Genomic DNA, 19703 nt, shown 5'->3' with positions numbered 1-19703 from the left:
CCCGAACAACCCTGATTCAACTCACCTTACTCCGCCGCCAACGGCCCAGCAGGTGCAGCCAAAACCCCACAGCAAAAAGGAGAGGTGCCATGCGCACTGTCATTTTGCGTCGCGGGCTGGTCGCTCTGTTTGCTGCGGCTGTGTCCTTCGGCGTCATCACCCAGGTTCAAGCCGAAACCTTGCGGATCGGTTATCAGAAATACGGCACTCTGGTGCTGCTCAAGGCCAAAGGTTCGTTGGAAAAACGCCTCGCCGCCCAAGGCGTGGACGTGCAATGGACCGAGTTCCCCGGTGGCCCGCAATTGCTTGAAGGCTTGAACGTCGGCTCCATCGACTTTGGCGTGACCGGTGAAACCCCGCCTGTGTTCGCCCAGGCCGCGGGTGCTGACCTGCTCTATGTCGCCTACGAGCCGCCGGCGCCCACCAGCGAAGCGATCCTCGTGCCCAAAGGCTCGTCCGTCCAGTCGGTGCAAGACCTCAAGGGCAAGAAAGTCGCGCTGAACAGAGGCTCCAACGTCCACTACCTGCTGGTGCGGGCGCTGGAAGATGCCGGCCTCAAGTATTCTGATATCCAGACCGTTTTCCTGCCGCCGGCTGACGCCCGCGCCGCGTTCGAGCGGGGCAGCGTGGACGCCTGGGTGATCTGGGACCCGTACCAGGCCGCCGCCGAGCAACAGCTGCAGGCACGCACCCTGCGTGACGGCAAAGGCATCGTTGATAACCACCAGTTCTACCTCGCCACCAAGCCCTATGCGCAAAAGAATCCCCAAGTCATTACCGCCCTGGTGGAAGAGGTTCGGGCAGTGGGGGAGTGGTCCAGGGCCAATCCTGAAGACGTGACCAAGCAGGTCTCGCCGCTGCTCGGCCTGCCGGCGGACATCACCCTGACGTCGGTGAAACGCCAAGGCTACGGGGCGCTGTTCCTCACGCCGCAGGTGGTGGCGGCGCAGCAGAAAATCGCCGACAGCTTCTACCAGCTCAAATTGATTCCCAAGCCCTTGAGCATCAAGGACGTGATCTGGACGCCGCCAGCGGCCGTTGCGAACGCGCAGTAATTCGATCCCTTAGGAGACCACTCCATGAGCCTCAATATTTTCTGGTTCCTGCCTACCCACGGCGACGGTCATTACCTTGGCACTGCCGAAGGCGCCCGCGCCGTCGATCACGGTTACCTGCAGCAGGTTGCCCAGGCGGCGGATCGCCTGGGTTTCGGCGGCGTGCTGATCCCTACCGGGCGTTCCTGCGAGGATTCCTGGCTGGTGGCCGCATCGCTGATTCCCATGACCCAGCGCCTGAAATTCCTCGTGGCCCTGCGCCCCGGGATCATTTCCCCGACGGTGGCTGCGCGCCAGGCCGCCACCCTCGACCGCCTGTCCGGCGGACGGGCGCTGTTCAACCTGGTGACGGGCGGCGACCCGGACGAACTGGCCGGCGATGGGCTGTTCCTCGACCACGAACAACGCTATCAGGCCTCGGTGGAGTTCACCCGCATCTGGCGTCGGGTGCTGGAAGGCGAGACCGTGGATTACGACGGGGAGCACATCAGCGTGAAAGGCGCCAAGCTGCTCTATCCGCCGATCCAGCAACCGCGACCGCCGCTGTATTTCGGCGGCTCGTCGGAAGCTGCCCAGGACCTGGCGGCCGAGCAAGTGGAAATGGTGCTGACCTGGGGTGAGCCGCCCGCAGCCGTTGCGCAAAAGATCGAACAAGTGCGAGCCAAGGCCGCAAAACTCGGCCGTACCGTACGCTTCGGCATCCGCCTGCATGTGATCGTGCGGGAAACCAACGCTGAGGCCTGGCAAGCGGCCGACCGGCTGATTTCGCACCTGGACGACGACACCATCGCCCGCGCCCAGGCTTCCCTGGCGCGCTTCGATTCGGTGGGCCAGCAACGCATGGCCGCCCTGCACGGTGGCCGTCGTGACAAGCTGGAAGTCAGCCCCAACCTCTGGGCCGGTGTCGGCCTGGTACGCGGCGGTGCCGGTACAGCGCTGGTGGGGGATGGCCCGACCGTGGCGGCGCGGGTCAAAGAATACGCTGACCTTGGCATCGACACCTTTATCTTCTCCGGCTATCCACACCTGGAAGAGTCCTATCGGGTGGCGGAACTGTTGTTCCCACACCTGGACGTGGAGCGCCCGGAGCTGCCGAAGAGCCAGGGTTATGTGAGCCCATTCGGTGAAATGGTCGCCAACGACATTTTGCCCAAAGCCGCGTCCCAGAGCTGAGGCGGCCATGAAGAAAATCATCCATAACCTCGCACCCTGGGCGGTGCCGCTGCTGTTGCTGGCGGTCTGGCAACTGTCGGTGTCGGCCGGTTGGTTGTCCACGCGGATCCTGCCGGCACCGGTGGCGGTGATCGAAGCCGGGGTCAGCCTGGTGCGCAGCGGCGAGATCTGGACGCACTTGGCAATCAGCGGTTGGCGGGCAGCGGTCGGTTTCCTGATTGGCGGCGGCATCGGCCTGGCCTTGGGCTTCATCACCGGCCTGTCGAAATGGGGCGAACGCCTGTTGGACAGCTCCGTGCAAATGGTACGGAACGTGCCGCACCTGGCGCTGATTCCTTTGGTGATCCTGTGGTTCGGCATCGACGAGTCGGCGAAGGTTTTCCTGGTGGCCCTGGGCACGCTGTTTCCCATCTACCTCAACACCTACCACGGCATTCGCAACGTCGACCCGGCGCTGGTGGAAATGTCCCGCAGCTACGGCTTGTCCGGTTTCGGCCTGTTTCGCCAGGTGATCCTGCCGGGCGCCCTGCCTTCGATCCTGGTGGGCGTGCGCTTCGCACTGGGTTTCATGTGGTTGACGCTGATCGTGGCGGAGACCATCTCGGCCGGCTCCGGTATCGGTTACCTGGCGATGAATGCCCGGGAATTCCTGCAGACCGATGTGGTGGTGCTGGCGATTCTCCTGTACGCCGTGCTGGGTAAATTGGCCGACCTGGCCGCCCGTGGGCTTGAGCGGATCTGGCTGCGCTGGCACCCGGCGTACCAGGTGAACAAGGGAGGTGCCGCATGACCGCCCAATCACCTCCGCGCCTGTTGCGTGGTATCCCGCTGGCAGTGCGCAAGCTGCAAAAGACCTTCGGCACGCGCCAGGTATTGCGTGATATCGATCTGCACATTCCGGCCGGTCAGTTCGTGGCCGTGGTCGGTCGCAGCGGCTGTGGCAAAAGTACCTTGTTGCGGTTGCTGGCCGGGCTCGATCAACCCACCGACGGCCAGCTGCTGGCGGGCTCGGCAGCGTTGAGTGCAGCGCAACAGGACACGCGGTTGATGTTCCAGGAGGCGCGTTTGCTGCCCTGGAAAAAAATCATCGACAACGTGGGCCTCGGGCTCAAGGGCAACTGGCGGCCGCAGGCGTTGCAAGCGCTGGAAGCCGTAGGGTTGGCCGACCGCGCCCATGAATGGCCAGCGGCATTGTCCGGCGGCCAGAAACAACGGGTGGCCCTGGCTCGCGCGCTGATTCACCAGCCCCGCCTGTTGCTGCTCGATGAACCCTTGGGCGCGCTGGATGCCCTGACCCGTATCGAGATGCAGCAACTGATCGAAAAGCTCTGGCAGCAGCACGGTTTCACCGTGTTGCTGGTGACCCACGACGTCAGCGAGGCGGTGGCGATTGCCGACCGGGTGATCCTGATCGAGGACGGCCAGATCGGCCTCGACCTGCCCATTGACCTGCCACGTCCACGGGCTCGCGGCTCTCATCGCCTGGCGAGCCTGGAAACCGAAGTCCTCAACCGTGTGCTGTCCTTGCCCGGCCAACCGCCGGAGCCCGAACCCGTTTCACCTTTGCCCACGCAATTGCGTTGGGCGCAATAACTTCATCCAGACAGGAATCGACACCATGACTATCAAAGCCATCAACGTGCGCAACCAGTTCAAAGGCACCATCAAGGAAATCGTCGAAGGCGATGTACTGTCGGAAATCGACGTGCAGACGGCCTCCGGCATCGTCACATCGGTCATCACCACCCGCTCGGTCAAGGAGCTGGAACTGGCGATCGGCAGCGAAGTGATCGCCTTCGTCAAATCCACCGAGGTGTCTATCGCCAAGTTGTGAGCGATGTCCAACTCGCAGCCCCGGACGGCTTGAGCCCTTCGGGGCTTTTTGTTTTTGGGTCTGGTTGCACGCACTCGCGGAACGCGGGAACCCTCAATCAGAGCGCTTGGGTAGATACGGCGGCAGATACAACCCCAGGTACGCATCGAACACCCGCATGCCTTCTTCGGCCATGCGCGGGGTGATCTGGCCGTGTTGTTGTACCGAGCGGGCGTAGACGCGGTCACCCAGCTCCATGGCCAGGGCGAACACATCGACGTCATCGGGCAGGGGCGGCAGGGCGAAATGCTGGTCGAAGACCTTACGCATCAAGTCACTCAGCTCCAGGTCATGCTGGCGGTCAGCCTGGGTGACTTCCGTCAGGCCGTGCTGGGCCAGGATCAACTGGCGCGCCGCGGCGTCCTGGCTGTAGATGGCGAGCATGCGCTGTTCCACCAGCCGGGACAGGTCGTGCCAGTGGTTCAGCGCCCCATGATCGATCGGTGCTTGCAGGCCGGCGCGGAAGGCGGCGTGGACGTCGGCGGTCAGGGCTTCGAGCAGGGCCGGGACGCTGGCGAAGAAGTGGTACACGGAGGAGGGCGGGATCCCGGCGCGTTCGGCGACGCTGTAGATCGACAGGCTGGCCACGCCTTCGGCGGCAAGCAGCGTACGGGCGGCATCGAGAATGGTGTCGATCCGGGCCTGGCTGCGTGCGCGGGGTTTGCGGGGTGTGGCGATGCGTGTCATGAAGCTCTCCTGCGGGGCTGCCGGGCATTGTACGCAGAGCGAGCGGATGGTCCATAGCTAGGTCTTGTGGTGAGGATTTCCTGTGGCGAGGGGATTTATCCCCGCTGGGGTGCGTAGCGCCCCTGAAACCAACCACCTCGTTGTGTCAGGCAGGACTCCATTTGGTCGGGTTGAGGCTGCTACGCAGCCCAGCGGGGATAAATCCCCTCGCCACAATGGTCAGTGAGCGCCCATAAAAAACGCCGCAGCCCTTTAGGGCCGCGGCGTTTTTCTTTACCGCAACCGCTTACACGGTATGCAGGTACCAGTTGTACTCAAGGTCGGAGATGGAGTGTTCGAACTCCTCCAACTCGCTCTCCTTGCAGGCCACGAAGATATCGATGTATTTCGGATCGATGTACTTGGCCATGACTTCGCTGTCGTCCAGCTCGCGCAGGGCATCGCGCAAGTTGTTCGGCAGGCTTTGCTCGTTCTGCTCGTAGCTGTTGCCTTCCACCGGCGCACCGGGCTCGATCTTGTTGACCAGGCCATGGTGCACGCCTGCCAGCACGGAAGCCATCAGCAGGTAGGGGTTGGCATCGGCGCCGGCGACGCGGTGTTCCAGGCGCACGGCATCGGCCGAGCCGGTGGGCACGCGCAAGGCCACGGTGCGGTTGTCCAGGCCCCAGGTCGGTGAGTTCGGCACGTAGAACTGTGCGCCGAAGCGACGGTAGGAGTTGACGTTCGGGCAGAGGAAAGCCATCTGCGCGGGCAGGGTCTCGAGCACACCGCCGATCGCGTGACGCAGTGCGGCGTTCTGCTCGGGATCCTCGCTGGCAAAGATATTCTTGCCATCTTTATCAAGAATCGAGATGTGGACGTGCAGACCATTACCCGCCTGGCCCGGATACGGCTTGGCCATGAAGGTGGTGTCCATTTCATGGTCGTAGGCGATGTTCTTGATCAGGCGCTTGAGCAGGACCGCGTAGTCGCAGGCCTTGATCGGATCGGCCACATGGTGCAGGTTCACTTCGAACTGCGCCGGGGCACTTTCCTTGACGATGGCGTCGGCGGGAATGCCTTGCTCCTTGGCCCCTTCCAGAATGTCCTGGAGGCAATCGACGTATTCGTCGAGGTCATCGATCAGGTAGACCTGTGTCGAATGCGGGCGTTTGCCGGAAATCGGCGAGCGCGGCGGTTGTGGGCGTCCATTCACGTTCTCCTGGTCGATCAGGTAGAACTCCAGCTCGAATGCGGCGCAGATGGTCAGGCCCAGTTCATCGAACTTGGTCACGACCTGGCGCAGGACTTCACGCGGGTCGGCGAAGAAAGGCTCGCCTTCGAGTTCGTGCATGGTCATCAACAGTTGCGCGGTAGGGCGCTTCTGCCAAGGCTCGTTGCACAGGGTGTCAGGGATTGGATAACAGATCCGGTCGGCATCACCGATGTCCAGGCCCAGGCCGGTGCTTTCCACCGTAGAGCCATTGATATCCAGAGCAAATAAAGAGGCCGGCAGGTTGATGCCTTTCTCGTAAACCTTGTGGAGGCTGGTGCGTTCTATGCGCTTGCCGCGCACCACACCATTCATATCCGCAATCAGAAGGTCAACGTACAGAACCTCAGGATGTTCCTTAAGGAACGCGTTCGCTTCGTTAAGCTGAACGGCACGCGGGGGTACCGACATGATGCAACACCTTTGTTGTTAAAAATATCAATCATTGATCTCTTCGAAAGCCAGTCAACCCGAACGGCATGCCGAAGTCAAGCAGGGCCTTTTTTGCCCTAAAAAAGCACCTGCAGGGCTTTTTTGAGGCAATTTAGGGCGTTTTATTCCCTTTAAGAGCCTTGGCGCCCGCAGGCTTGAGCGGGCCGTGTTGTATTTTTTACGGGGGTGTTGTGTAAAAAAATGAACAAGGCTAAGCTCGATTCAAACCCATAACAGCAATAATACCGGGGTGCTTCATGTCTCGCCTGCCGTTAATCGGCGTCACCACCTGCTCCAGGCAGATCGGTCTGCATGCTTATCACACCAGTGGCGATAAATATTCCCGGGCTGTCGCGACAGCCGCCAAGGGCTTGCCAGTGCTGCTCCCGTCCCTGGCGGATCTGTTCCAGCCGTCCGATATTCTGGACGCCCTGGACGGCATTCTCTTTACCGGCTCTCCTTCCAATGTAGAACCTTTTCACTACCATGGCCCAGCCAGTGCGCCGGGTACTGCCCATGATCCTGCACGGGACGCCACCACCCTGCCGCTGATCCGCGCCGCTGTCGAGGCGGGCGTCCCGGTGCTGGGCATCTGCCGTGGTTTCCAGGAAATGAACGTCGCCTTTGGCGGCAGCCTGCATCAGAAGGTTCATGAAGTCGGAACGTTCATCGATCATCGTGAAGACGACACTCAAGCGGTGGAGGTCCAGTACGGTCCTGCCCACGCCGTGCATATCCAGCCCGGTGGCGTGCTGGCGAGCCTGGGGTTGCCTCAACTGATACAGGTCAACTCGATCCACAGCCAGGGTATCGAGCGCCTGGCTCCTGGGTTGCGGGCCGAAGCGGTGGCGCCGGATGGCCTGATCGAGGCTATTTGCGTATCAGAAGGCAAGGCTTTTGCTTTAGGTGTGCAATGGCACCCCGAATGGGAGGTAAGCTCTAACCCGCACTACCTTGCGATTTTCCAGGCATTTGGCGATGCCTGCCGAGCAAGGGCAACACAACGCGACGCGGATGCGTCAAACAACGCCTGACGATTAATAGCAGTCAGGAAACTCACGCCTAGAGGCATTTATGAGTAACAACCTCGACCAGCTCACCGATTGGTTGAAAGACCACAAGATCACAGAAGTCGAATGCATGATTGGCGACCTGACCGGTATCACCCGGGGCAAGATCTCGCCGACCAACAAGTTCATCGCCGAGAAAGGCATGCGCCTGCCCGAGAGCGTACTGCTCCAGACCGTTACGGGCGACTATGTCGAAGACGACATCTATTACGAACTGCTCGACCCGGCTGACATCGACATGATCTGCCGCCCGGACGAGAACGCCGTGTTCCTTGTGCCCTGGGCCATCGAGCCCACGGCCCAGGTCATCCACGACGCCTACGACAAGCAGGGCAACCCCATCGAGCTGTCGCCGCGCAACGTGCTCAAGAAAGTGCTCAAGCTCTATGCCGACAAGGGCTGGCAGCCCATCGTCGCGCCGGAAATGGAGTTCTACCTGACCAAGCGCAGCGACGACCCGGACTTTCCGCTGCAACCGCCCGTGGGCCGCTCCGGCCGCCCGGAAACCGGTCGCCAGTCTTTCTCGATCGAAGCGGCCAACGAATTCGACCCGTTGTTCGAGGACGTCTACGACTGGTGCGAACTGCAGGAGTTGGACCTCGATACCCTGATCCACGAGGACGGCACGGCGCAGATGGAAATCAATTTCCGTCACGGCGATGCCCTGTCCCTGGCCGACCAGATCCTGGTGTTCAAGCGCACCATGCGCGAGGCGGCACTCAAGCACGACGTGGCCGCCACGTTCATGGCCAAGCCCATGACTGGCGAACCGGGCAGTGCGATGCACCTGCACCAGAGCATCATCGACAAGGAAACCGGCAAGAACGTCTTCTCCAATGAAGATGGGACCATGAGCGATCTGTTCCTGCACCACATCGGTGGCCTGCAGAAGTTCATCCCCGAGCTGTTGCCGCTGTTCGCTCCCAACGTCAATTCGTTCCGCCGCTTCCTGCCGGACACCTCGGCGCCGGTGAACGTGGAGTGGGGCGAAGAGAACCGCACCGTGGGCCTGCGCGTGCCGGATGCCGGACCGCAGAACCGTCGAGTGGAAAACCGCTTGCCGGGGGCCGACGCCAACCCGTACCTGGCGATTGCCGCCAGCCTGCTGTGCGGCTTCATCGGCATGGTCGAAGGCATCGACCCGAGCGCGCCGGTGGTGGGCCGAGGCTACGAACGCCGCAACCTGCGTTTGCCGCTGACCATCGAAGACGCCCTGGAACGGATGGAAAACAGCACCACCATCGAGAAATACCTGGGCAAGAAATTCATCACTGGCTACGTCGCGGTCAAGCGGGCCGAGCATGAAAACTTCAAGCGCGTCATCAGTTCGTGGGAGCGGGAATTCCTGCTCTTTGCCGTCTGAAGCGCCGGGGCGGGGCTGCTTCAGGCAGCTTCGCCCTCACCGATAACAGGAGAATTCGCATGACCCGCAATAACCCGCAAACCCGTGAATGGCAGGCCCTGAGCAACGATCATCACCTGGCACCGTTCAGCGACTTCAAGCAACTCAAAGAGAAAGGCCCGCGCATCATCACCCACGCCAAGGGCGTCTATCTCTGGGACAGTGAAGGCAACAAGATCCTCGACGGCATGGCCGGCCTCTGGTGCGTGGCCGTCGGTTATGGCCGCGAGGAACTGGCCGACGCCGCCAGCCACCAGATGCGTGAGTTGCCCTACTACAACCTGTTCTTCCAGACGGCCCATCCGCCGGTGCTGGAATTGTCCAAAGCCATCGCCGACATCGCCCCTGAAGGCATGAACCATGTGTTCTTCACCGGCTCCGGCTCCGAGGGCAACGACACCATGTTGCGGATGGTCCGCCACTATTGGGCGATCAAGGGCCAGCCGAACAAGAAAGTCATCATCAGCCGCAAGAATGGCTACCACGGTTCGACCGTCGCCGGCGCGAGCCTGGGCGGCATGACGTATATGCACGAGCAGGGCGACCTGCCGATCCCGGGCATTGTCCACATCGCCCAGCCTTACTGGTTCGGCGAAGGCGGCGACATGAGCCCCGAAGCGTTCGGCGTGTGGGCGGCCGACCAACTGGAAGCCAAGATCCTCGAGATCGGCGTGGACAACGTCGGCGCCTTCATCGCCGAGCCGATCCAGGGCGCGGGCGGCGTGATCGTTCCGCCAGACAGCTACTGGCCGCGGGTGAAGGAAATCCTCGCCAAGTACGACATCCTGTTCGTGGCCGACGAAGTGATCTGCGGTTTCGGTCGCACCGGTGAGTGGTTCGGTACCGACTACTACGGGTTGAAACCGCACATGATGACCATCGCCAAGGGCCTGACCTCCGGCTATATCCCCATGGGTGGGTTGATCGTGCGCGACGACGTGGTCGCGGTGCTCAACGAAGGCGGCGACTTCAACCACGGATTCACCTACTCCGGTCACCCGGTGGCCGCGGCGGTGGCCCTGGAAAACATCCGCATCCTGCGCGACGAGAAGATCATCGAGCGTGTCCACGGCGAAACGGCACCCTATTTGCAGCAACGTCTGCGGGAGCTGAACGATCACCCGCTGGTGGGTGAGGTGCGCGGTGTCGGTTTGCTGGGGGCGATCGAGCTGGTCCAGGACAAGGCCACGCGCAAGCGCTATGAAGGTCGGGGCGTGGGCATGATCTGCCGGCAGTTCTGCTTCGACAACGGGCTGATCATGCGCGCGGTGGGCGACACCATGATCATTGCGCCGCCGCTGGTGATCAGCAAGGCCGAGATCGACGAGTTGGTGACCAAGGCACGGCAGTGCCTGGACCTGACGCTCAATGCGTTGCAAGGCTAAGTGCTAGGCTCTGAGCGAGGTGCCTGCAAGGGCCTCGCCTAGCGAGAATAAAAGGCTGGGCTTGTGTTGAAAGCCTGGCCTGTAACTTGCCAGACTATCCGCGCTGTTCAAGTTGCCCGCGAACTGGTTACTGAACTTTGGCTAAGAAGAATAACTGGAGCATTTTTTCATGAAGGCATTAGGTATGAAGATAGCTGGCAAGACCCTCCTCGCCATGTCCCTGATGGGCGTGATGGCGGGTGCTGTCCAGGCGGACGACAAAGTGCTGCACGTCTATAACTGGTCCGACTATATTGCGCCGGACACCGTCGCCAAGTTCGAGAAGGAGACGGGGATCAAAGTGGTCTACGACGTGTTCGACAGCAACGAAACCCTGGAGGCCAAGTTGCTGGCCGGCAAGTCCGGCTATGACGTCGTGGTGCCGTCGAACAACTTCCTGGCCAAGCAGATCAAGGCCGGCGTCTACCAGGAACTGGACAAGTCCAAGCTGCCGAACTGGAAGAACCTGGACACCGACCTGCTCAAGGCGGTCGGCGATGCCAGCGACCAAGGCAACAAACACGCCTTCCCCTACATGTGGGGCACCATCGGCATCGGTTACAACCCCGAGAAGGTCAAGGCTGCACTGGGCGTCGACAAGATCGATTCCTGGGACACCCTGCTCAAGCCCGAGAACATCGCCAAGCTCAAGAGCTGCGGCGTGAGCTTCCTCGATTCGCCAACCGAAATGATTCCGGTGGCCCTGCATTACCTTGGCTACCCGACCGACAGTCAGGACAAGAAGCAACTGGCCGAGGCCGAAGCACTGTTTCTCAAGTTGCGTCCCTCGATCGGTTACTTCCATTCCTCCAAATACATTTCCGACCTGGCCAACGGCAACATCTGCGTAGCCGTGGGTTATTCGGGTGATATCGAGCAATCCAAGAGCCGGGCTGCCGAGGCGGGCGGCAAAGTGAAAGTGGCCTACACCATTCCCAAGGAAGGCGCCGGTTCGTTCTATGACATGGTCGCCATTCCCAAGGATGCCGAGAATGTCGAAGCTGCCTATAAGTTCATGAATTTCATCATGCAGCCGGAAATCATGGCGGAGATCACCGACAACGTACGTTTCCCTAACGGCAACAAGGCCGCCACCGCGTTGGTGGACAAGGAAATCTCCGGTGACCCGAGCATTTACCCATCGGACGAAGTGAAGGCCAAGCTGTACGCCATCAGCGATCTGCCGCCCGCGACCCAGCGGATCATGACCCGCAGCTGGACCAAGATCAAATCCGGTAAATAAGCCGGCCTGAAGCATCCTCCTGTTGTCGCTGTCATCGCGGTGGCGACAACAGGAGCACTCAATAACTAAAAATTTTGCTGGATCGGTTTATCGAGGGTAAGTTGCGCGCCGGTTTTGTTGCAGGGCACATCGCGGCCAAGTAACGGGGGCAACTTGAGCCCAACTACATAAGAGGACCTCCACGTGCCAGTCTTTTCTTTGTTACGCAACGCCATGCTGGTCGGTGCCGGCCTGACGCTCGCCGTCAGCGTCCAGGCCGCTTCCACCGTGCATATTTATAATTGGTCGGACTACATCGGCGAGACCACCCTGGCGGATTTCGAAAAAGCCACGGGCATCAAGCCGGTGTATGACGTGTTCGATTCCAACGAAACCCTGGAAGGCAAGTTGTTGGCCGGGCGCACCGGCTACGACGTGGTCGTGCCGTCCAACCACTTCCTCGGCAAGCAGATCAAGGCCGGGGCGTTCCAGAAGCTCGACAAGGCGCAGTTGCCCAACTACGCCAACCTTGACCCCGTGCTGCTCAAGCGCCTGGAAAAGAACGACCCGGGCAACCAGTACGCCGTGCCTTACCTGTGGGGCACCAACGGCATTGGCTATAACGTCGAGAAGATCAAGGCCGTCCTGGGTGTCGACAAGATCGATTCGTGGGCCATGTTGTTCGAACCGGAAAACATCAAGAAGCTGTCCAGCTGTGGCGTTTCGTTCCTCGACTCGGGCGATGAAATGATCCCGGCGATGCTCAATTACCTGGGCCTGGACCCCAACAGCGAAAACCCTGAAGACTACAAGAAGGCCGAGGCCCAACTCCTCAAGATCCGGCCTTACGTGACCTACTTCAATTCCTCCAAATACATCTCCGACCTGGCCAATGGCGAGATCTGCGTGGCCGCCGGTTTCTCTGGCGACATCTTCCAGGCCCGCGCCCGTGCCAGCGAGGCCGGAAAGGGCGTCGACATCGCCTACGTGATTCCCAAGGAAGGCGGCAACCTCTGGTTCGACATGCTGGCGATCCCGCGTGATGCCACCAACGTCAAGCAAGCGCACGCCTTCATCAACTATGTGCTCAAGCCTGAGGTCATCGCCCAGGTCAGCGACGTTGTCGGTTATGCCAACCCGAACCCGAAGGCTGGCGAATTGATGGATCAGAAAGTACGCACCGATGAAGCGGTTTATCCACCGCAAGCGGTCGTCGACAAGCTCTACGTCAACTCCGAGTTGCCGCCCAAGATCCAACGACTCATGACCCGCAGCTGGACCAAGGTCAAGTCGGGTAAATAACGTCAACACTCTTGTTCGTCCGCGTGGGGCGAACTGCAAATTCTGTGGGAGTTTCGTAAATGGCAGTTGCCTCCGGCGCCTATAAGAAAGCCCTCGAGGGCGACCAGACACCCAAGCAGGTGCTGGTCAAAATCGACCGGGTCACGAAGAAGTTCGACGAGACGATTGCCGTGGACGATGTGTCCCTGGAAATCAAGAAAGGCGAGATATTCGCCTTGCTCGGCGGTTCGGGATCGGGCAAGTCCACCTTGCTGCGCATGCTGGCCGGTTTCGAACGGCCCACCGAGGGACGGATTTTCCTCGACGGTGTGGACATCACCGACATGCCGCCCTATGAGCGGCCGATCAACATGATGTTCCAGTCCTACGCCCTGTTCCCGCATATGACCGTGGCCCAGAACATCGCCTTCGGCCTGCAACAGGACAAGATCCCGAAGGCGGAGATCGATGCCCGCGTGACGGAGATGCTCAAACTGGTGCAGATGAGCCAATACGCCAAGCGCAAGCCGCACCAGCTCTCCGGCGGCCAGCGCCAACGCGTGGCCCTGGCCCGCTCCCTGGCCAAGCGGCCAAAGCTGTTGCTGCTCGACGAGCCGATGGGTGCCCTGGACAAGAAGCTGCGCTCGCAAATGCAGCTTGAGCTTGTCGAGATCATCGAGCGGGTCGGCGTGACCTGCGTCATGGTGACCCACGACCAGGAAGAGGCCATGACCATGGCCGAGCGCATCGCGATCATGCACCTGGGCTGGATCGCCCAGATCGGCAGCCCGATCGACATCTACGAAACCCCGACCAGCCGGCTGGTCTGCGAGTTCATCGGCAACGTCAATATCTTCGAGACCGAAGTGGTGGACGACGCCGAAGGCCACGCGGTGCTGACCTGCAAGGACCTGGACCGCAACATCTACGTCGGCCACGGCATCAGTACCTCGGTGCAGGACAAGTCCGTGACCTACGCCATTCGCCCGGAAAAACTGTTGGTCACTTCCCAGCAGCCGACCTGCGAGCACAACTGGTCCAGCGGCAAGGTCCATGACATCGCCTACCTGGGCGGCCACTCGGTATTCTACGTCGAGCTGCCGAGCGGCAAGCTGGTGCAGTCCTTCGTCGCCAACGCCGAACGTCGTGGCCAGCGCCCGACCTGGGGCGACCAGGTGTTCGTCTGGTGGGAAGACGACAGCGGCGTGGTGCTTCGCTCATGAACATGCGCAAATTCAAACGCCGACTCGATCGAATAACGCCCGGTGGCCGCCAATTGGTCATCGGGGTGCCCTTCATCTGGCTGTTCCTGTTCTTCATGCTGCCGTTCTTCATTGTCCTGAAGATCAGCTTTGCCGAAGCCGACGTGGCCATTCCGCCGTACACCGAGATCTACAGCTACGTCGACCAGAAGTTGCAGTTGCTGCTCAACCTCGCCAACTACGTGATGCTGAGCGAGGACGACTTATACATCGCCGCTTACCTCGGGTCGCTGAAAATGGCCCTGATCAGCACGGTCTTGTGCTTGCTGATCGGCTACCCGATGGCCTACGGCATCGCCAACGCCCGCAAAGAGATGCAGACGGTGTTGGTGCTGCTGATCATGATGCCGACCTGGACCGCGATTCTGATCCGCGTCTACGCGTGGATGGGCATCCTCAGCAACAACGGCTTGCTCAACGGCTTTCTGATGAGCATGGGTTGGATCAGCGAGCCGCTGCAAATCCTCAACACCAACCTGGCGGTGTATATCGGGGTCGTCTACTCCTATCTGCCGTTCATGATCCTGCCGTTGTACGCCAACCTGGTGAAACATGACCCCAGCCTGTTGGAAGCCGCGTCGGACCTGGGTTCGAGCACCTTCAACAGCTTCTGGAAAATCACCGTGCCGCTGTCCAAGAACGGCATCATCGCCGGCTGCATGCTGGTGTTCATCCCGGTGGTGGGCGAGTTCGTGATCCCGGAACTGCTGGGCGGCCCGGAAACCCTGATGATCGGCAAAGTGCTGTGGCAGGAATTCTTCAATAACCGAGACTGGCCGGTGGCATCCGCCCTGGCAGTGGTGATGCTGGCGATCCTGATCGTCCCCATCATCCTGTTCAACCGCAGTCAGGCCAAAGAAATGGAGGGCAAGGAATGAAGCGCTTCAGTTTTTCAAGCCTGATGCTGGTGCTGGGTCTGCTGTTCATCTACGCACCGATGCTGATCCTGGTGATCTACTCGTTCAACGCCTCGAAACTGGTGACGGTGTGGGGCGGTTGGTCGGTCAAGTGGTACGTCGGCCTGCTGGACAACAGCCAATTGATGGGGTCGGTGCTGCGCTCGCTGGAAATCGCCTGCTACACGGCGATTGCCGCGGTGGCCTTGGGGACGCTGGCGGCCTTCGTGCTGACCCGCATCACCCACTTCAAGGGCCGCACGCTGTTCGGTGGCCTGGTCACCGCGCCGCTGGTGATGCCGGAGGTGATCACCGGCCTGTCGCTGTTGCTGCTGTTCGTGGCCATGGCGCAGATGATCGGCTGGCCCCAGGAGCGTGGCATTGTCACGATCTGGATCGCCCACACCACGTTCTGCGCGGCCTATGTGGCGGTGGTGGTCTCGGCACGCCTGCGTGAGCTGGACCTGTCCATCGAAGAGGCGGCCATGGACCTCGGTGCGCGGCCATGGAAGGTGTTCATCCTGATCACCATCCCGATGATCGCGCCGTCACTGGCGGCGGGGGGCATGATGTCGTTCGCGTTGTCCCTGGATGACCTGGTGCTGGCCAGCTTCGTGTCGGGCCCGGGTTCGACGACCTTGCCGATGGAAGTGTTCTCGGCAGTGCGCCTGGGCGTGAAGCCGGAGATCAACGCCGTGGCGAGCCTGATCCTGCTGGCGGTGTCGTTGGTGACCTTCCTGGTCTGGTACTTCAGCCGCCGCGCCGAAGAAAATCGCAAGCGAGCGATCCAGCAAGCCATCGAAGAAAGCGCTGCCGACTCCTGGAAACAACCGGAAGTGCGCCGGGCCGGGACCGCACCGGTCTAACCCGACGCAGCTCTACCTGTGGGAGCGAGCTTGCTCGCGATAGCGGTGTGACAGTCGACGAAGATGTTGAATGTCAGTCCGCCTTCGCGAGCAAGCTCGCTCCCACAGTTTTTGGGTCGCCTACAACGCTGCAGTCGAACGCAGACCCCATTGTGGGGGCGAGCCTGCTCGCGATAGCGATTCAGTATCGCCGCTCATTTCTTCAGCGCGTCATGAGCCTCCAGTGCCCGCAGGGAGTAGATGTAGGCCGCGCCGGCGTTCAGTGACACGGCAGTTGCCAGAGTGGCGGCGATTTCTTCGCGGGTGGCGCCGGCCTTGATGGCGGCATCGGTGTGGACGCCGATGCAGCCGTCGCAGCGGGTGGTGATTGCCACGGCAATGGAGATCAGCTCGCGGGTCTTGGCATCGAGCACGTTGTTCTCGGCGGCGGCTTCATCCAGGGCCATATAGGCCTTGACCATTTTCGGGTTGCTCTTGCCCAGGGCGCCAAAGGCGCTCTTGATGGTGGGCAGCAGCTCGGACCAGTTATTGAACATTGCGTTGACTCCTGTGGAAGAGACGGGAAATGAGCCCCTGTAGTCTTGACCATCCATGTCGATCAAGCCGGGCTTAGTGATAAAAGGTCTGCACCCGGCTCAGGGCGCCCGGGCCGGCAGCAGCTTCAGGGTCGTGCGGGTATTGGCCACCACTTCTTCCTCGGCCAGGTGCGCCTGGTGATAGACCCCCTCGATGTACGCTTCGGCCTGGTCCTCGTAATGCTTGTCGAACAACACGCCGCTCTGGCCGACAGGGTTGATGGTGACGCTGTGGCTCGGGTCGGCAAAGTCGATGATGCGCCGGGTCGAAGGCCCGTAGGTCACCGGCCAGGGTGCCGGGCCGATCTTGGCGGAGAGGTTGTTGGGCACTTCGTGGGTGCCGGGTGCCGCGAACGGGCCGACGTTGAAGATCCGGTCCAGTGGTTTCTGCATGCCCAGCGGGTGACCGTGGGTCAAGGTGTGGGCCTTGCCCCACTGCCATTGCGTGGCGTCTTCGCCGAGGGTGGCTTTGAGGTGGGCGAGGCTCTTGTTCCAGGCAGTTTTCACGGTGTCGGCCCGGGTCTCGGTGCCGAGGGTCGTGCGGTCATCCCACCACGGTGAATCTCCGGAGGCCGCCAGGCGTGGCAGGGCCGCATCGATCACCCGGGTCGACAGCGCGGTTTCGAAGAACCCGTCGCCCAGTTCATCGTGCAGGGCGGCGTCAGCCAGGTTGAACAGGAACTGGTTGAACAGCGTGGCGCTGATGGAATCCAGCGGGTAATCGCCGGGCCATTGGGCCAGTTGCTCCACCCATTTGCGCTCCTGCGGGTCGCTGGTCACTTCACGCAGCACCGGCAGCAACGGCGCGAGCAGGCGAGGGCCATAGGCGGTGGTGGTGCCCAGTTGCAGTTTCTGGGTGGCTTCGAGGTCCCACTTCGCCTGTTTGTCACTGAGCTGGAGATTGAGCTGCTGGCCACGGTCGGCCAGGTTGTAATAGCCTGGGATCTCGATGCCGCTGGCCGGCACCGGCTGGAAGTTGGCCGAGACGATGTAGCCCCGCGCCGGGTTCTCTTCCTGCGGGTTGCTGCTGAACGGATAGAAACCTTCCTTTTCCGCCTCCGGGCTGCTGCCGTCGAGGATGAAGCCAGGCTTCACGCCGACCGGCCGCTTGGGCAATTGCGCAGCAGCCCACCAACCGATATCGCCCTTGGCGTTGGCCCACACCACGTTCAGCCCTGGAGCATGGATCTCGGCCGAAGCGCCGCGGGCCTTGGCGAGGGTGTCGGCGCGGTTGAGCTGGTAGAAGGCGTCGAGGATCGGGTTGCGACTCTCCAGGAAGCCCCACCACATGGCGACCGGGGTCTTGCCAGCATTGGCGCCGAGGGCATCGTTGACGATCGGCCCATGGGGCGACTGGCGCAACACCAGCGTCACCGGTGCCTGGCCCTTGACCGCGATCTGCTGTTCGCTGCGGGTCATGTCCACCCACTTGTCGCGGTACCAGACCTGCTCGGGATTGTCCGGGTTGACCTTCTCGGCGATCAGGTCCAGGTCGTCGTTCTGGAACATGGTGATGCTCCAGCCGAAGTCCTTGTTCATGCCCAGCGTCGCAAACGGCATCAGCGCCTGGTAGTGCCCGTAGAGTTCGAAGCCGGGTGCCGACAGGTGCGCCTCGTACCACACCGAGGGCGCGGAAAAACGGATGTGCGGGTCGCCCGCCAGCAACGGCTTGCCGCTGCGGGTACGGCTGCCGGATACCGCCCAGGCGTTACTTCCTTCGAACTGCGGCATGCCGTTCTCGGCCAGGGCCTGCTCGCTCAGGCGGGCCAGGGCATTGAGGTCTTTCCAGTCGGCGGCGGCCAGTGGCAGGCCACGTTTGCGATCATCGGCCAGCACCCCCTGGGGCTGCCAGTCGAGGTCAAAGATGTTCAGGTAATCGGCACCCAGTTGATCGCGCACGTAGGTCAGCAGGGGTTCGGTGCGAAAGGCGGCGGCGAAGCTGTAGGCCATGTAGCCGGTGATGCTTACGGTGTCTTCGGCGGTGAAGGGACGCTTGGGGATGCCCAGTACGTCGAATTCCACGGGGCGGGTGTGGCTGTCCTGATAGGCGTTGATCCCGTCCAGGTAGGCCTGCATGGCGACCCAGGCCGGGGAATGCGGGTCCTGCTCGGTCACATAGGTCGCGGCGCGCTCGCGGATGCGCAGGCTGCGCATCAGCTTGTCGGTGTCGAGCAGTTTCGGCCCCAGCACCTCGGCCAGTTCGCCACGGGCCAGGCGGCGCATGATCTCCATCTGGAACAGCCGGTCCTGGGCATGGACGTAACCGAGGGCACGGTACAGGTCGGCTTCGTTTTCGGCGCGGATATGCGGCACACCGCGTTCGTCGTAGCGTACCGTCACCGAGCCCTGCAGCCCTTGCAACTGCAGCGTGCCCTGGCGGGTGGGCTGCTTGCTGTAGAGGTAGCCGCCCGCGACGATGATTGCGGTGACAATCAATGACAGGAAGGCGATGAGGGTGCGTTTCATGGTGAGTCCTTATTCTGGTGACAGCAGTGCCATGGCCTCGCTGTTGGTTCCCTGTTTAACACGCCGCTGCGCGATTTCGCATCGCTCCTCGGGAGGATTTTCCGTCTTATTCCTTGCCTGATATGTCCTGGGTCCACGGACAATAGCAACCCACCGCCATCGTGTGGGTTGCATTGACCGTTCGGCCAGCGTTCAACGCCTCGAGAATCGGCTCGATGAAGCTGTTGCTCGAATTGCAGGTCAGGCCTTCGCTGTAGGGGCCGAAGTACGCCAACTGGCCGCTGCGGTCCCAGATCGCCACGGCGGGGCTGGCGGGGATCTGGTTTGAGCCGGGGAGCGCCGAGAGCGGCGTGAGGTTGTTCAAGGTGACCGGTAATGGGCCCTGGCTGCCGGGCTTTTGTACCGCATAAAACTCAACGCCTTGCGGTACGTATTTATCGACCAGTTCGGCCAGGTGCTGCTGGTTGCCGACGTTGCACGGGCACGCCGGGTCCCAGAAGTGCACCAGCCGGATCGCACCGGGGCCGGCCAGATTGGCAGGCAGGCGCAGAGGGTCGCCGGAAAACACCGCCGTGTGTTGACTGAACGTTCGCAGGAAACGGCCCTGGAACCAGTCGTAGGCCACCCACAACACGACGGCGCATCCGAGGGCAAGCAGGCTGGCAAGCAAGGTCGTGCGGTGGGACGGGCGCATGGAGTCGATCCTCTGAAGCCGCGTAGCTTGCCATGCTTGTCGCGACAGATGAATATCGCAGGCCTGTAAAGTC

Annotated in this window: 18 protein-coding genes; 13 read left to right on the top strand and 5 right to left on the bottom strand. The window is 61.5% G+C overall.

All coding sequences use genetic code 11. The annotated features are described in order from the left end of the window. Window positions 1-89 precede the first annotated feature (89 nt). Genes ACMTA2_RS31050 through ACMTA2_RS31030 form a run of 5 tightly spaced genes read left to right on the top strand, consistent with a single transcriptional unit; the run spans window position 90 to window position 4062 of the window. Window positions 90-1055 (top strand): sulfonate ABC transporter substrate-binding protein, encoded by a 966-nt coding sequence (locus tag ACMTA2_RS31050; RefSeq protein WP_413793119.1) that lies wholly within the window; start codon window positions 90-92, stop codon window positions 1053-1055. A 24-nt stretch (window positions 1056-1079) separates the two neighbouring features. After that, on the top strand, window positions 1080-2228 hold the full coding sequence (ssuD, locus tag ACMTA2_RS31045) for an FMNH2-dependent alkanesulfonate monooxygenase (protein WP_413793118.1): 1149 nt from the start codon (window positions 1080-1082) through the stop codon (window positions 2226-2228). A gap of 7 nt (window positions 2229-2235) precedes the next feature. Then, window positions 2236-3018, top strand: a complete 783-nt coding sequence (gene ssuC / locus ACMTA2_RS31040; RefSeq protein ID WP_413793117.1) for an aliphatic sulfonate ABC transporter permease SsuC — start codon at window positions 2236-2238, stop codon at window positions 3016-3018. Next, a complete protein-coding gene (ssuB, locus tag ACMTA2_RS31035) occupies window positions 3015-3821 on the top strand; it encodes an aliphatic sulfonates ABC transporter ATP-binding protein (RefSeq protein WP_413793116.1) in 807 nt (268 codons plus the stop codon). Before ssuC ends, ssuB begins: the two co-directional genes overlap by 4 nt. A gap of 25 nt (window positions 3822-3846) precedes the next feature. Beyond that, window positions 3847-4062, top strand: coding sequence for a TOBE domain-containing protein (locus ACMTA2_RS31030; RefSeq protein ID WP_003177394.1), 216 nt, complete (start codon window positions 3847-3849; stop codon window positions 4060-4062). 93 nt (window positions 4063-4155) lie between these two features. Here the strand turns inward: ACMTA2_RS31030 and ACMTA2_RS31025 are convergent, their stop codons facing one another. Beyond that, complete coding sequence (locus ACMTA2_RS31025) at window positions 4156-4788, bottom strand: TetR/AcrR family transcriptional regulator (protein ID WP_413793115.1); 633 nt, start codon at window positions 4786-4788, stop codon at window positions 4156-4158. Between the two features lie 286 nt (window positions 4789-5074). Further along, window positions 5075-6451: a glutamine synthetase family protein gene (locus ACMTA2_RS31020; protein ID WP_014340747.1), complete on the bottom strand. Its 1377-nt coding sequence runs from the start codon at window positions 6449-6451 to the stop codon at window positions 5075-5077. Between the two features lie 278 nt (window positions 6452-6729). Between ACMTA2_RS31020 and ACMTA2_RS31015 the strand changes: the two genes are divergently transcribed. The 8 genes from ACMTA2_RS31015 (at window position 6730) to ACMTA2_RS30980 (ending at window position 15895) form a co-directional block, all read left to right on the top strand. Continuing rightward, entirely contained in the window at window positions 6730-7506 is a 777-nt protein-coding gene (locus tag ACMTA2_RS31015; protein WP_413793114.1) for a gamma-glutamyl-gamma-aminobutyrate hydrolase family protein, read from the top strand. 40 nt (window positions 7507-7546) lie between these two features. Next, window positions 7547-8905 carry a glutamine synthetase family protein gene (locus ACMTA2_RS31010; protein WP_413793113.1) on the top strand — a complete coding sequence of 453 codons (1359 nt, stop codon included), beginning with the start codon at window positions 7547-7549 and terminating at the stop codon, window positions 8903-8905. A 59-nt stretch (window positions 8906-8964) separates the two neighbouring features. After that, window positions 8965-10329 (top strand): aspartate aminotransferase family protein, encoded by a 1365-nt coding sequence (locus ACMTA2_RS31005; protein ID WP_413793112.1) that lies wholly within the window; start codon window positions 8965-8967, stop codon window positions 10327-10329. Between the two features lie 184 nt (window positions 10330-10513). Continuing rightward, window positions 10514-11611: a polyamine ABC transporter substrate-binding protein gene (locus tag ACMTA2_RS31000; protein WP_413795750.1), complete on the top strand. Its 1098-nt coding sequence runs from the start codon at window positions 10514-10516 to the stop codon at window positions 11609-11611. A 183-nt stretch (window positions 11612-11794) separates the two neighbouring features. Then, complete coding sequence (locus tag ACMTA2_RS30995; RefSeq protein ID WP_413793111.1) at window positions 11795-12892, top strand: polyamine ABC transporter substrate-binding protein; 1098 nt, start codon at window positions 11795-11797, stop codon at window positions 12890-12892. 59 nt (window positions 12893-12951) lie between these two features. Then, window positions 12952-14094: an ABC transporter ATP-binding protein gene (locus ACMTA2_RS30990; protein WP_413793110.1), complete on the top strand. Its 1143-nt coding sequence runs from the start codon at window positions 12952-12954 to the stop codon at window positions 14092-14094. Then, window positions 14091-15011, top strand: coding sequence for an ABC transporter permease subunit (locus ACMTA2_RS30985; protein WP_413793109.1), 921 nt, complete (start codon window positions 14091-14093; stop codon window positions 15009-15011). The genes ACMTA2_RS30990 and ACMTA2_RS30985 overlap by 4 nt, the downstream gene beginning before the upstream one ends. Then, the gene (locus tag ACMTA2_RS30980) at window positions 15008-15895 is read left to right on the top strand and encodes an ABC transporter permease subunit (protein ID WP_413793108.1); all 888 of its coding nucleotides are present in this window, start codon (window positions 15008-15010) and stop codon (window positions 15893-15895) included. Before ACMTA2_RS30985 ends, ACMTA2_RS30980 begins: the two co-directional genes overlap by 4 nt. Before the next feature lie 194 nt (window positions 15896-16089). Here ACMTA2_RS30980 and ACMTA2_RS30975 read toward each other — a convergent pair whose 3' ends face one another. The 3 genes from ACMTA2_RS30975 to ACMTA2_RS30965 form a co-directional block, all read right to left on the bottom strand. Further along, a complete protein-coding gene (locus tag ACMTA2_RS30975; RefSeq protein ID WP_014340738.1) occupies window positions 16090-16431 on the bottom strand; it encodes a carboxymuconolactone decarboxylase family protein in 342 nt (113 codons plus the stop codon). 99 nt (window positions 16432-16530) lie between these two features. Beyond that, on the bottom strand, window positions 16531-18936 hold the full coding sequence (locus ACMTA2_RS30970) for a penicillin acylase family protein (RefSeq protein WP_413793107.1): 2406 nt from the start codon (window positions 18934-18936) through the stop codon (window positions 16531-16533). Between the two features lie 106 nt (window positions 18937-19042). Then, complete coding sequence (locus ACMTA2_RS30965) at window positions 19043-19630, bottom strand: DUF6436 domain-containing protein (protein WP_413793106.1); 588 nt, start codon at window positions 19628-19630, stop codon at window positions 19043-19045. Between the last annotated feature and the right edge of the window lie 73 nt (window positions 19631-19703).

Source organism: Pseudomonas medicaginis (genome assembly GCF_965119365.1).
Lineage (GTDB): Bacteria > Pseudomonadota > Gammaproteobacteria > Pseudomonadales > Pseudomonadaceae > Aquipseudomonas.
Note: the sequence above shows the minus strand (reverse complement) of the source record. Positions and strands in the feature narration are given on the sequence as shown.